General features: G+C 73.3%; 16 protein-coding genes. 10 read left to right on the top strand and 6 right to left on the bottom strand.

The annotated features are described in order from the left end of the window. The first annotated feature begins 12 nt into the window (after positions 1-12). Genes QMQ26_RS31900 through QMQ26_RS31875 form a run of 6 tightly spaced genes read left to right on the top strand, consistent with a single transcriptional unit; the run spans position 13 to position 1,717 of the window. A complete protein-coding gene (locus tag QMQ26_RS31900; protein ID WP_282203656.1) occupies positions 13-189 on the top strand; it encodes a hypothetical protein in 177 nt (58 codons plus the stop codon). A gap of 20 nt (positions 190-209) precedes the next feature. Next, complete coding sequence (locus tag QMQ26_RS31895; RefSeq protein ID WP_282203655.1) at positions 210-518, top strand: hypothetical protein; 309 nt, start codon at positions 210-212, stop codon at positions 516-518. Further along, positions 515-685, top strand: a complete 171-nt coding sequence (locus QMQ26_RS31890) for a hypothetical protein (protein WP_282203654.1) — start codon at positions 515-517, stop codon at positions 683-685. The genes QMQ26_RS31895 and QMQ26_RS31890 overlap by 4 nt, the downstream gene beginning before the upstream one ends. Continuing rightward, positions 669-1,280, top strand: coding sequence for a hypothetical protein (locus QMQ26_RS31885; protein ID WP_282203653.1), 612 nt, complete (start codon positions 669-671; stop codon positions 1,278-1,280). Before QMQ26_RS31890 ends, QMQ26_RS31885 begins: the two co-directional genes overlap by 17 nt. Further along, a complete protein-coding gene (locus QMQ26_RS31880) occupies positions 1,277-1,471 on the top strand; it encodes a hypothetical protein (protein ID WP_282203652.1) in 195 nt (64 codons plus the stop codon). The genes QMQ26_RS31885 and QMQ26_RS31880 overlap by 4 nt, the downstream gene beginning before the upstream one ends. Positions 1,472-1,495: 24 nt before the next feature. Beyond that, complete coding sequence (locus tag QMQ26_RS31875; protein WP_282203651.1) at positions 1,496-1,717, top strand: hypothetical protein; 222 nt, start codon at positions 1,496-1,498, stop codon at positions 1,715-1,717. 61 nt (positions 1,718-1,778) lie between these two features. Here the strand turns inward: QMQ26_RS31875 and QMQ26_RS31870 are convergent, their stop codons facing one another. Then, the gene (locus QMQ26_RS31870; RefSeq protein ID WP_282203650.1) at positions 1,779-2,510 is read right to left on the bottom strand and encodes a hypothetical protein; all 732 of its coding nucleotides are present in this window, start codon (positions 2,508-2,510) and stop codon (positions 1,779-1,781) included. Then, entirely contained in the window at positions 2,462-3,379 is a 918-nt protein-coding gene (locus tag QMQ26_RS31865) for a recombinase family protein (protein ID WP_282203649.1), read from the bottom strand. The genes QMQ26_RS31870 and QMQ26_RS31865 overlap by 49 nt, the downstream gene beginning before the upstream one ends. A 124-nt stretch (positions 3,380-3,503) precedes the next feature. Between QMQ26_RS31865 and QMQ26_RS31860 the strand changes: the two genes are divergently transcribed. Further along, entirely contained in the window at positions 3,504-3,785 is a 282-nt protein-coding gene (locus QMQ26_RS31860) for an HAD domain-containing protein (RefSeq protein WP_282203648.1), read from the top strand. 54 nt (positions 3,786-3,839) lie between these two features. Here QMQ26_RS31860 and QMQ26_RS31855 read toward each other — a convergent pair whose 3' ends face one another. From QMQ26_RS31855 to QMQ26_RS31845, 3 genes are all read right to left on the bottom strand, one after another. After that, positions 3,840-4,172, bottom strand: coding sequence for a hypothetical protein (locus QMQ26_RS31855; protein WP_282203647.1), 333 nt, complete (start codon positions 4,170-4,172; stop codon positions 3,840-3,842). A gap of 111 nt (positions 4,173-4,283) precedes the next feature. Next, positions 4,284-5,072, bottom strand: coding sequence for a CPBP family intramembrane glutamic endopeptidase (locus tag QMQ26_RS31850; RefSeq protein WP_282203646.1), 789 nt, complete (start codon positions 5,070-5,072; stop codon positions 4,284-4,286). Positions 5,073-5,204: 132 nt separating this feature from the next. Then, positions 5,205-6,704, bottom strand: a complete 1,500-nt coding sequence (locus QMQ26_RS31845; protein WP_100839243.1) for a glutamate--cysteine ligase — start codon at positions 6,702-6,704, stop codon at positions 5,205-5,207. Between the two features lie 464 nt (positions 6,705-7,168). On the opposite strand from QMQ26_RS31845, the gene QMQ26_RS31840 reads away from it, so the two are divergent. Together QMQ26_RS31840 and QMQ26_RS31835 are read left to right on the top strand one after the other, a co-directional pair. After that, a complete protein-coding gene (locus QMQ26_RS31840; protein WP_282203645.1) occupies positions 7,169-7,789 on the top strand; it encodes a hypothetical protein in 621 nt (206 codons plus the stop codon). 370 nt (positions 7,790-8,159) lie between these two features. Next, positions 8,160-8,351: a DUF5999 family protein gene (locus QMQ26_RS31835; protein WP_100839244.1), complete on the top strand. Its 192-nt coding sequence runs from the start codon at positions 8,160-8,162 to the stop codon at positions 8,349-8,351. 279 nt (positions 8,352-8,630) lie between these two features. On the opposite strand, the gene QMQ26_RS31830 is transcribed toward QMQ26_RS31835, so the two are convergent. After that, a complete protein-coding gene (locus QMQ26_RS31830) occupies positions 8,631-9,161 on the bottom strand; it encodes a GNAT family N-acetyltransferase (protein ID WP_318552108.1) in 531 nt (176 codons plus the stop codon). Positions 9,162-9,389: 228 nt separating this feature from the next. Between QMQ26_RS31830 and QMQ26_RS31825 the strand changes: the two genes are divergently transcribed. After that, positions 9,390-12,524 (top strand): phosphocholine-specific phospholipase C, encoded by a 3,135-nt coding sequence (locus tag QMQ26_RS31825; RefSeq protein WP_282203644.1) that lies wholly within the window; start codon positions 9,390-9,392, stop codon positions 12,522-12,524. Positions 12,525-12,533 lie beyond the last annotated feature (9 nt).

Genomic DNA, 12,533 nt, shown 5'->3' with positions numbered 1-12,533 from the left:
AAGGAACGCGCGATGAAGACCCTGGTCGGAACCTACGACCTGCCTGACGGCGCACGCCTGCGCGTCCTCGCCCACCCCGGCGACAGCGACGCCTACGGCCTGGAGATCACCAGCGACGGCGGCACCGTCCGCTACGACGCCGGGCACTCCGCCCGCGAAGTCAGGGCCTTCCTGGGCCTGTTCACCTGAGCCCCGAGAGAGAGAACCCCATGATCGAGACCACCGAGCACAGGGCCACCCTGACCGTCCGCCACGGCTCCGTCGTCGGCGTGCGCAACGAACGGATGCACGGCGTCCTCGCCCTGTCCGTCGGGGCCGAGACCGGCCGCCCCGCCAGGCTCGACGCCGACCAGTGCCGCGAGCTGTCCGCCTACCTCGCCCGCCAGGCCAGCGTCCTGGAGCGCGAGGCCAAGGCCGAACGCGTCTCCGCCCCCAAGCCGACGGCGGCCGGCGGCCTGTACGACCGGCAGCCCGCGCCGCCCCTGTTCGGCATCGACTCGCACTGGGAGAAGCGGTGACCCGCACCGAGGCGCTGGCCCTCGCCCAGCAGACCGTCACCCAGATGGCCACCAACCAGCGCGGCTACCAGGACCAGCCGCTCGAAGCCCGCGTCAGCGCCGTCCTGCGCATCGCCAACTACCTGACCCCGGCCACCGGAGAGAGCACCGATGACGACCGCACCTGAGCAGCACACCGTCCACCTGGACGAGCACCGTTTCCCCTGCAAGTACGACGGCCCCCGCGACTACGCCCGCACCCACGTGGACGGCGAGGGCGACATCGGCCTCCTGGTGCACTGTGGTCAGACCGCCGCCTCCATCTACCTGAACCCCGAGGTCGCCGAATCCCTGGGCAACACCCTCGTCCAGGCCGCCGCCCAGTCCCGCGCCACCGCGCTGGAGATCGAGCGCGTGCGCCAGGAGGAGGCCGAGGCCGCCCGACGCCTCGGTGAACTGGAGGCCGCCCGCCAGGCCGAGGAAGCGCGCCAGGCCGGACAGCCCTACCTCACGGCCGGAGGCTCCACCTCGCCCTCCGCCCTCCCGCAGCCGGTCCTGGCCGACCAGCTCACCGCCCCGCAGCCGATCGTCACCGACTACCCGCCCGCCCCGCCGGCCTACCCCGCCCCGCAGCCGCCGACGTTCGCCGACGTGATGCTGCCGCAGCCCGGCACCGCCGAGCGCGAGCGCGCGTTCCTGCGCGCCTCCGAACTGCTCGGCCCGGACTCCGGCGTCGCCTCCCGGATCGCCATGGCGAACTACCTCCTGAAGGGGGCGGCGTGACCCTGCCCGTGGTCCACGCCGTCGTCCACCAGGCCGCCCGCGCCTACGAGGCCCGGACCCCGGCGGGCGAGCGCGTGATCGTGATCGAGACCGAGCACCGCGCGCCCGGCCAGATCACCCGCTCGGTCGTCCCCCTCCCGGAGCACGTGGCGCTGGACCTCTCCAGTGCCATCGAAAGCACCGGATGGTGAGCCTCCGGATGGTTTGATAGGACAATGCGCGAGCCCGAATGCTGGGTGATCGCCGAGGTGGTTCTCAGTGTGCTCCAAGCCGACCGGCGAAACGGCGAGTATCTGCTGACCCAGTACGTCAGCACCGCCGAAGCCCGAGCCCTGCTGAACGCCCCGCGCGTCCCCGCCGAGGCGGTACCCCTCCTGGCCGACATCGGCCGCACCCGCAGGCTGGCGCTGGCCATCCTTCAGACCCTCGTCCCCTGACACACCAAGGCCCCCGGCCGGCACTGCTCGCACAGTGCTGACCGGGGGCCCGTTTTGCGTTTCAGGACTCCGCCGTCCCGCCCTCCTCGCCCGTCGTCTCCTTCTTCTTCGGCGGCTTCCACCCCCGCGGCTTCTTCCACACGATGTGCAGCCGGTCCGCCTTCAGCCGAGCCCCCAGGTAAGGGGCCTTCTTCAAATACACCCGGTCGATCGCCAGCCGGAGCAGCTGACCCTGGTAGTGCGAGTCCCCGGACTCCCACAGCTCCAGACAGCGCGCGGGGTCGCGCAGGACCGCGATGTCCGCCATCGGCTTGGCCACCGCCTCCCACGCCTCCCGCGCACTCTCCACGTCCTCCGTCGCAGCCCGGCGCAGCTTGATGAACGTCTCCTCGCCGTCGCGGCCGGAGTACGCGCCGCCCGCGTTGAGCCGGTCCAGCCTGGACACGGCTTCCTCCGCCAACTTGATCTGGCCCCGCGCCTCGCTCTCCTTCTGGCTCTCCTCCGGGTTCGCCAGCGCCACCCAGCCCTCCGCGACGGCCAGCATCACCGGGTCCAGCGGGCTGGCGGTGGTCACCTTCTTGCGCCACTCCTCCCCGAGGACGCGTTCCACCGAGGCCCGCATCCCGCTCACCGGGTCGGGACAGGTCGTCAAGCCGAGGTTGAGCGGGCCGCAGCGGAACGAGGCCCCGTGGATCGTCGTGTTGTGGTGCGTCTTCGGGTCGCGGCCCCCGCCGTCGCAATACATCAGCCCGGAGGCCGGCGAGCGTTCGATCGGCTTCGACTGTTCCTCCACCGTCGGCAGGTTCTTGCGCCGGTCGATCTTCGCCGCGATCTTGCGGTGCTTGTCCCATACCTCCTGCGGGATGGTCGCCACCCCTTGGCGAACACCCGCACCGGCTTGCCCCGCGCATTCAGGTAGAGCTGGTGGTGCCCGTTGGTCACCGTCACCTGCCACCCCAGGTAGACCGGGTTCCGCAGGATCTTCCCCACCGTGTTCGCCCGGAACGGGCCCCCGCGCGTCGCCCGGAAGCCGTCGGCGGTCAGGCCCAGCGCGATCCTCCTGTTCGACTTGCCCTCCGCGGCCTCCCGGTGAATCCGCTCGATTACCGGCCACATCTTGCTGTGCTTGAGCTTGCGCTTCTTCGTGACCTTTAGCCCGAGCGGGGGCATCGTCAGCCACTTGCCCTCTTCGCGCTGCGTGGCCTTCGTGCCCCTGACCTTCTCCGACAGGACCCGGCTGTACTCGCGGGCATCCTCCGCCTTGCCGACGATGCGCGAGCGGTCCTCGGGAATGTCGGTGTCCAGCCGGTCCAGGTCGAACACGAGCCGCTTGCCCGGGACGTCCAGGATCTTCAGCACGTCGCCCGCACCCTGACGGGAGTACCGCGAGGAGTCGTACACCCACAGGCAGTCCGAGTCACCTTCGAGCAGCGCGTGAACCGCCGCTTCGAACTCAGGCCGCTTCACGCCCTTCTTGTAGGCCGAAAGGTTCTCGCGGAAGATCCGCCGAATCACATACCCGTTCCGCTTCGCCCACGCCCGGCCCCGTACCTCCTGGGCCTTCAGCGACAGGATCTCCTGGACAGCCGTACCCCTCACGACCTGCGACTTCCTAAGAAGCAGGTCGACGTATCGCACCGGTCCGGCGGGCTTGCGAGCCATGGGTCCACTCTCCAGTCAGCGGCACGGGCCTGCATCCTGAAGGTGCAAGGGCGACCCGTCCTCCTGGGAGGAGCGGGCCAACGAGCACATCGCCCCGCTGCTCGGGCTGCCCGAGCTGCCGGTGGTGGTGTTCAGCGGGTACGTGCCGCAGCCCGGCGACCCCCGGGTGCCGCTGATGGAGCTGTTCTCGGCCGCCAAGTGGGCGCCGATCCTGCGGCACGCGCAGGGCCGCCCGTTCGCCTGGGTGGACGACTGCATCCCGCCTCGGCTGGTGCGGCGCAGCGTGCTGCGGGCGGACCGGCTGCTGCTGCCGGTCGACCCGGCGCAGGGCTTGCAGCGCGAGCACGTGGAGCGGCTGCTGCGGCGCCCGCCCTCGCGGGCCTGGCCGAACCCGTGGGCCTGCTGAGGCCCGGACGCCGGAACACCCGGACGCCGGAGCACCGGAAAACGTCGGCGCGGTTCAGCCCCGGGGCGGTTCCGGACGGTCGGCGGCCGGGGTGTCGGCGGCCTTGGCGTCGGCGGCCGGGGTGTCGGTGGCCGGGGTGTCATCGGCGATCTCGACCCAGACCCGCTCCCAGCGGGCGTTGTCGCTGTGGCCGAAGCGGTCGCCGAGGCTGAGGACGCGCAGCACGGCCAGGGTCTGGGTGCGGTCGGGGTGCTCGCCGACCCCGACGGAGAGCCGGGTGGCGCCGGTGCGGGTGCGGTCGACCACCGGCGGGCGGCCGGTGAGCTTGTGCAGGGCGTCCGCCACCCGGCTCACCCGATCGCCGTGCCGGCTCGATTGTCCGTCCATCTGCCGCTCCCCCGTTCCGCGTAGCCGTGCTCGTCGGAACCACCCTACCGCCGCGCGGTGACGGTGCGTCAGGTATCGGGTCATGGAGCGTAGCGGCGGGGGACGGACCGGTCAGGGCAGCCAGCTGACGTGGCCGGCCAGCAGGGCGTAGCCGACGAAGGCGGTGGTGTCGATCAGGGCGTGCGCGGCGACCAGCGGGCCGACCCGCTGCCAGCGGCGGTAGAGCAGGCAGAAGACCACGCCCATCACCATGTTGCCGACCAGGCCGCCGACGCCCTGGTAGAGGTGGTAGGAACCGCGCAGCACCGAGCTGGCGGCGATCGCCGCGGGCCAGCCCCAGCCGAGTTGGTGCAGTCGGCGCAGCAGGTAGCCGACCACCACGACCTCCTCCAGGATGGCGTTCTGCCAGGCGGAGGCGACCAGGACCGGGATTCGCCACCAGACGTCGGGCAGGCCGGAGGGGGCGACGGTGAGGTTGAACCCGGCGGCCTGGGCGCCGAGGTAGAGGGCCAGGCCGGAACCGCCGATGCAGGCCGCGACCACCGCGCCGCGGCCGAGGTCGGAGAGCTTGCGGGTCAGGTCGAAGCCGAGGACGCGCAGCGCGGCGCCCTCGCGGACCAGCAGGTAGCCGACCAGGACGACGGGCATCAGGCCGCGGGCGACGTAGTAGAGCTGCCAGGCCAGGTCGAGCCAGGGGCGGCCGGGGGCGCGGGAGGCGTTGAGGGTGGCGACCTGGCTGCCGAGCGCGGCGGGTTCGGTGAGCGAGCCGACGAAGCTGATCAGCGAGCTGATGCCGCTGGCGCCGAGGGAGAGGCCGAGGACGATCAGCAGTTCGGCGGCGAGCAGCCGGCGCGAGGGGGTCTGGGGCGTGGTGGCGGGCTCGGCCGAGGCGGTGGTCACGGTTCTCCCGGGGGCGGACGATCGGCCCGGGGCGTGCTGCCGCCCCGGGCAGATCATCCTTTCACAGGAAGATGAGGCTCCCGTGAAACATCGCCGCGAGGGCCGGGGCGGCCGCGGGAGCTCCGGCCGGGGTCAGGCGACCGGCCAGGTGTGCACCGGTTCGCCGGTGCGCATGCACTCGATGTAGCGGCGGGTCATCGCGGCGATCGCCTCGTTCGGGCCGAGGCCGTGGTGCTCGCGAAGCCGGTGGACGGTGGCGGCCTGCCAGGCGGCGCCGTTGGTGCGGCGCAGGCAGCGCTGCTCGATGATGCCGAGGTAGCGGTCCCGGTCGCGGGGCTCGATGCCCCACTCGTCCAGGCCCTGGTGGGCGAGCGGCAGCAGTTCGTTCAGCACCAGGTCGGTGGCCGGGAGTTCGACCCCGCCGCGGGCGCCGCGGCCGCTGCGGGGCCACCACTGGACGGCGTCGATGCCGTGCCGGGCGCCGTTCTGGAAGTTCTGGTCGGCCCGTTCGAAGGGGAGCCTGGTCCAGATCGGGCGGGGCTGTTCGGCCAGCGCCCGGACCAGGCCGTAGTAGAAGGCGGCGTTGGCCAGGGTGTCGACGACGGTCGGGCCGGCGGGGAGGCAGCGGTTCTCCACCCGCAGGTGGGCGACGCCGTCGGAGACGTCGTACACGGGACGGTTCCAGCGGTAGACGGTGCCGTTGTGCAGCCGCATCTCGCCGAGCCGGGGCACGCCGCCGGAGGCCAGCACCTTGACCGGGTCCTCGTCGTCGCAGATCGGCAGCAGGGCCGGGAAGTACCGCAGGTTCTCGGCGAACAGGTCGAGCGCGGAGTCGACCCAGCGCTCCCCGAACCAGGTGATGGGGCGCACGCCCTGCGCCTTGAGCTCGGCCGAACGGGTGTCGCACGCCTGCTGGAACAGCACCGGTCGGGTCTCGCGCCACAGCTCGCGGCCGAACAGGAACGGGGAGTTGGCGCCGAGCGCGAGCTGCGCGCCGCAGATCGCCTGGGCCGCGTTCCACACCGAGGCGAACCGGGCGGGGGTGACCTGGAGGTGGAGCTGTAGCGAGGTGGCGGCGGCCTCGGCGACCATCGACACCGAGTCGACGGCCAGGCGCTCCACCCCGTCGATGTCGAGCGCGATGTCCTCGCCGCGGGCGGCCATGATCTGGTCGCTGAGCAGGCTGTAGCGGTTGTTGCGGCTCATCGCGTCCAGCCCGGCGTGTTCGAGGCCGAGGGTCGGCAGGATGCCGACCATCACGATCCGGGCGCCCGCGTCGGCGGCCCGGCGGTCGGCGTAGCGCAGGCCGGTGTCGAGCTCCTCGCGCAGGTCCTCGAACACGTGGCCGCCCAGGCGGCGCGGGGCGACGTTGACCTCGATGTTGAACCGGCCCAGCTCGGTCTGGAAGTCGTCGGAGGAGATCGCCTCCAGCACCCGCTCGTTGCCGAGCACCGGGAGCCCCCGTTCGTCGGCCAGGTTCAGCTCGATCTCCAGGCCCATCATCGCCTTCGGCCGGTCGAACCGCTCCTCCCTGAGCATCCGCCCCAGCACGTCCAGGCAGGACTGGAGCTTGCGGCGGTACAGCTGCCGGTCGGCCAGCTCCGCCCGGGTCGCCACGACCTTCTCGCCCACGGGTGCCTTCTCTCCCCTCGGTCGACAGTGCCTGAGCATCATGCCCAGGTCGAAGATCGATAGCCCACGATGCGAACACCCGCGCGAGACAGTGATCCTGACGTTCCGTCAGCGATTCCCCGACTTGAACCGGGCAACTGAACGTGATATGAAGGTCACCCTGCGCACCTGTTCGAATGGAATTCGCACGCCGCTCAGGCCCGGTCCAGGCCGTCCGAGTCGCCCCCGATGTCGAGGGATCTCGTCGACGACCCGCCCACCCACTCGGCGCCCCACGCACAACCGGACACGGCCAGACCTCCCTCATGTCGGTGCCGTGCCGGTATGCCGCAACGGCACGCCGATCTCGCACGGAGAGGCGACTCAGCCATGACCCTGCACCTGCCCCAGCCCCCGGCCGGCGCACTGCGCGCCGCGCTCTCCGCCCTCGCCCCCGCGGAAGCGGCGGCGCCACCCTCGCCGCCGTGGCACCGCGCGGCTCCGGCCGCCTCCGCCCGCTGCTCGCCCTGCCCGTCCACACCCTGCACGGGCCCGCGCCCCGGCTGGCCGGGGCCGACCGCACGGGCTGGCGCTTCCTGCTCAGCGCGAGCACCGCCGACGACGCGGCATCCGCGCCGTGCGGGCACGGCGGCTGCACGGCCGGCGGTGCCGACCGCGGGACGGAGCGCGGGACGGAGCGCGGGACGGAGCGCGGGACGGAGCGCGGGACGCTGGCCGTCGGGGAGTTCACCGAGGACGGGCTGGAGGAGGTGGTGGCCGCCGCCGAGGTGGTCGACGGCGCGGACGGCCCGGTCTTCTCCCACCTGAGCGCCGGCCCGTTCCTCGACTCCACCGTGCGGGCGCTGAGCCAGGCCTGGCAGCTCACCCACGGCACGCCCGTGCGGTACGAGCCCCGGTTGCTGCCGCTGCCCGAGCACTACGCCTCGGCGCTGTGGCTGCACGGCGGCCAGCCCGGGGAGGACCTGCTGATCCCGCTGGCCCCGGCCCCGCTCGGGGTGGCCGCGCACCAGGCGCTGCCCGCCGCCGAGTTGCTGGCCCGGCTGGAGCGCTCGCCCGCGGCCCGGCCGGCCGCACTGATCGGTTGATCGCACCGGTCACATCGACTGCGTTGATCGCGTTGATCGCGTCGATCGGGTTGACCGCGCCGCCGGAGTCGGTGGGCCCGGCGGCCGGTTGACAACTCCCCGGAAGCGGACCCGCACCACCCGGACGGGCCATGCCGCACTGATCCGATCGGATCGGTCCGGCATGGCCCGTTCGTGCATGGATCGGGTCGTCACCCACCCGCTCGGGTGATCTCGCGGGTTCTTCTGTGGCGCATGTCACCAAATGGCTGCGCGAGCGCCCGCGGAGCCGGACACTGGTGTCGGTCGGGTCGCGGACCAGTCGTCCTACCCGGCTGACGCCGTTTCACACCTGAACCGGCCCAGATTTTCAGCGAAGCGAGGTACAAGGATGTGCCAGCACCGAACCGAGTGTCCGCCCGCCGATTCGGCGGACCGGGAGGCGGCCGTTCCGGTCGCCCGCCACCCCGAGCAGGGCTGGAGCCTGCTCTGCAACGGGGTGCTGCTGTTCGACGACACCGGCGAGCTGCTGCCGGACGGCCGGGTGATCGCCCCGCGCCGGAGCCTGCTGATCGCCGCCTGAACCTCCGCGTTCTCCCTGCCCTTGCCCCTCCCCGCGCTCTCCCTCTCGCTCGAATCCCGCCCGGTGCCCGTCCGGAGTCCGCACCCCTCCGGACGGGCACCGCTGCGTCAGGAGCCGCCGTGCGGGCGGTCGGTGGGCGTCGCGGGGTCGTACCAGAAGCCGGCCATCGGGGAGCGCGGCGTCCAGCCGAGGCTGGTGTAGAGGGCGCGGCCTCGGTGGTGCCGACCAGCACGGCGGTGCGCGCGCCGGCCGCGTGCGCCTCGTTCTGCAGGGTGCGCATCAGGAGCGAGCCGAGGCCGCGGCGGCGGTGCTCGGGGCGGTCTCGATCTGGTCGGCGACGGCGAGCAGCGGGGCGTCGACCCGGCCGCCGAGCGGGGTGGCGGGGGCCAGGCCGACCTGGCCGCGGGCGGCGAAGGCGCCGTCGGCGGTGCGGATCAGGGCGCGGACGGTGCCGCCGCGGCTCCAGGTGGTGATCCGGTAGCCGGCCGGGACGGCGGGCCGCTCGGGGCGCAGGTGAACGGTCATCAGGTGGCCGGGGGCGTCCTGGTGCCAGCCGGGGCCGATCCAGGGCAGGACCCGCTCCTCCTCGGCGAACAGCTTGAGCCACGTCCAGGGGGCGGCGGCCTCGCCGAGCTTGCGGACGTCCGCCTCGGCGGGGGCGGGCAGCACGTGGCGCCGCACGTGGCGGGCCTGGCCGACGTCGATGCTCCAGCCCCAGGGCTCGGGGGCGGGGTCGGCGGCGCCGCGGGAGACCGTCCAGCCGCTGACCCAGGCCCGGACGAGTTCGGGGAGGGTGGCGTCCTCGGACATGCTGCACTCCAGATTTGGTAAGGGTTGATATCGGCTAGCGAAGCTTACATCGGGCAGGGCGGGCCGGTCATCCGGTTATCCGCGACAGCGCCGCCAAGATGTCTGTACAGGTTGTGCCTCGGGCGTCATCCGCGCGTCACCCGCCGCACCGGTCCAGTCCACCTGTGCCGCCTACCAATGGTCACGGCCGGGAGCAACGGAGCCCGGCACCGTGTACGAGGAGCCCCGATGAGTCCCGAACTGTCGCGCCCGAGCACCGCGCTGTCGCGCCGCACCCTGCTGGGCGGCGCCGCCGCCGCGGCCGTGCTGTCCGCGCTGCCGCTGAGCGTCCGTCAGGCGCTGGCCGCCCCCGCCCGACCCGGCAGGCTGGAGGACATCCAGCACGTGGTCGTCCTGATGCAGGAGAACCGGGCGTTCGACCACTACTTCGGCACCCTGCCCGGCGTGCGCGGCTTCGGGGACCGCGCCGCGGTGCGCGGCGTCAACGGCCGCTCGGTGTTCCACCAGCCCGACCCGTCCCGGCCCGAGGGCTACCTGCTGCCGTACCCGATGAACGCCGCCCACACCAGCGCCTACCAGCAGGGCGCGCCGGCCTTCGGCTACGTCGACTCGATGAACGCCTGGAACGACGGCCTGGCCGACGGCTCGGTCACCCGGCGCTCCTCGGGCTGGCTCGGCCAGGGCTACTACGAGTCGGCCGACATGCCCTTCTACCACGCGCTGGCCTCGGTGTTCACCACCTGCGACGCGTACTACGCCTCGGTGCAGTGCAACACCAACACCAACCGCGAGCACCTGATGACCGGCACCAGCGGCGGCACCGTCCGCGACACGCCGGTGACCGACAACTCCGAGCCCGCCGCGGGCTTCGAGTGGACCACCTACGCGGAGCGGCTGGAGCGGGCCGGGGTCAGCTGGCGCACCTACCAGGCGCTGGACAACTTCGACGACAACGCGCTCGCCTGGTTCACCAGCTTCATCCAGGCGAAGCCGGGCTCGGCGCTGTACGAGCGCGGGCTGCGGGCGGTCGGCGACCCGGCGAAGAAGGGCGACCCGTTCGCGATGGGCGACGCGCTGGTCGAGGCGTTCGCGAACGACGTGCGCGACGACCGGCTGCCGCAGGTCTCCTGGCTGGTCGCGCCCGCCGCGCTGTCCGAGCACGCCAACTACGCGCCGCCGAACGGCGAGCACCTCACCGCCCGGCTGCTGGCGGCGCTGGCCGCCAACCCGGAGGTGTGGGCGAAGACCGTGTTCATCCTCAACTACGACGAGCACGGCGGTTTCTTCGACCACCAGCTGCCGCCCGTCCCGCCGCTGGCCGCCGGGCGCGGCGCGTCGACCGTCCCGGTGGACGGCGAGGTGGTGGTGCGGGTCGGCAAGGGCGGCTCGACGTACCACCGGGTGGTCGGGCAGGACGGCCGCTACCGGGTGCGGAACGCGGACGGCTCGCTGGGCTGGTCGGCGACGCTGCCCGCCGGGGAGACCCTGGTGTCCGGGCCGTACCCGATGGGCCTGGGCGTGCGGGTGCCGATGGTGGTGGTCTCGCCGTGGACCCGCGGCGGCGTGGTCGACTCCACGGTGTACGACCACACCTCGGTGATCCGGCTGCTGGAGCGGCGCTTCGGCGTCGCCGAGCCGAACATCTCGCCCTGGCGGCGGGCCGTCACCGGCGACCTCACCGACGTCTTCGACTTCTCCGGGCAGGACCCGGCCTGGCCCGAGCTGCCCGACACCTCCGGCAACCGGCAGAAGGTCACCGACACCGGCAAGCTGCCCGCCCCGACCGTCCCGAAGCCGCAGGCGGCCCCGCAGCAGCAGCGCGGCACCCGCACCGCCCGGCCCGTCCCGTACCACCTCCAGGTCAAGGCCCGGGTCCGCAAGGGCGTGCTCACCCTCGACCTGGCCAACCCCGGCCGGCAGGGCGCCGTGATCGCCGCCTACCCCGAGCCCGGCAGCGCGCCGCGGCACTACACGGTGGGCGTCAAGGGCAAGCTCTCCGACACCTGGCAGCTCGGCCCCGACGGCTACGACCTGCGCCTGCACGGCCCGAACGGCGCGCTGTGGCACCTGCGCGGCGACGTGACGGGCTCGTACGAGACCTCGGTCTCCGAGGACGGCGGCGGCGGGTGGCAGCTGGCCGTGGAAGTCGCCAACCGGACGCCGGTGAGCCGGGTGATGACCATCGGCGACCTGGCGTACGGCGGCGGGCAGCGCGAGGTGCGGCTCGGCTCGGGCGAGTCCGCGGTGGTCAACCTGCCGGTGGGCAAGGAGGGTTGGTACGACGTCGTGGTCACCGCCCGGGACGACGCCCGCTACCGGTTCCGGCGCGCCGGACGGCTGCCGCACCAGGCCGTCGGGTCCACCGACCCGGCGATGGGCCTGGCCGACCCGCTGCTGCTCGACGTCGCGCTGGGCTCCGCGTCCGCGACCGTCGACGAGGCGGTCCTGCTGCCGGGCCGACCCGCCCGGTTGAAGGCCCGGCTCACCGCGACCGCCGACCTGACCGCTCTGGAGCTCGCCCCGCTGCTGCCCGCCGGGTGGCCGGCCCCGACCGTGGTCACCGCGCCGCCCGCCGCGCTGGCCGCGGGCGCGAGCGCCGACGCGGAGTGGGAGGTCCGGGTGCCCGCGGCGCCCGCCGCCACCTCCCGGCTGCTGGTCACCGCGCGCGGCACGGCCGCCGACCGGTACGCCGTCGCCGACGGCGAGGTGGCGGCGCGCACCGCCCCGTCGATGGCCGGGTACCTGCTCGGCGAGGACTTCGAGTCGCTGGCCCCCGCCCTCGTCCCGGTCTCCGGCGTGCTCGGCTGGACGGCCCAGGCCCCCGCCGGCTGGTCGGTGGTCAACGCGCCCGGCATGCCGCAGGGCACCGCCCGCCTCCAGGGCTGGACCTTCCACACCAAGCGCGCTTGGTCCACCCCCGCCGGGCAGGACCGCGGCAACTTCACCCGCGGCCTGGGCGTCCTCGCCGTCGCCGACCCCGACGACTGGGACGACACCGGCTCCCCCTCGGCCAAGGGCAGGTTCGACTCCACCCTGGTCTCCCCCGCCGTCCCCGTCCCGCCCGGCACCGACTCGCTGTACCTCGCCTTCGACTCGCACTACCGCCAGGAGGCCCCGCAGAAGGCGTCCGTGACGGCGGTGTTCGACACCGGCGAGGAGGCCCGGCTGCTCTTCTACAGCAGCGACGCCACCGGCAACGACAACGCCGGCCAGGACGCCGAGAACGCCTTCGTCACCCGCCGGTTCGCCGTCCCCGCCGGGGCCCGGACGGTCACCCTGAAGTTCCGGATGTACGACGCGGGCAACAACTGGTACTGGGCGGTCGACCACGTCCGCCTGGACGTCCGCCCGATCACCGGCTGACGCCCCCGG

This window comes from Kitasatospora fiedleri, assembly GCF_948472415.1.
Taxonomy (GTDB): Bacteria; Actinomycetota; Actinomycetes; order Streptomycetales; family Streptomycetaceae; genus Kitasatospora; species Kitasatospora fiedleri.
This window is presented reverse-complemented; position numbering and strand designations above follow the sequence as displayed.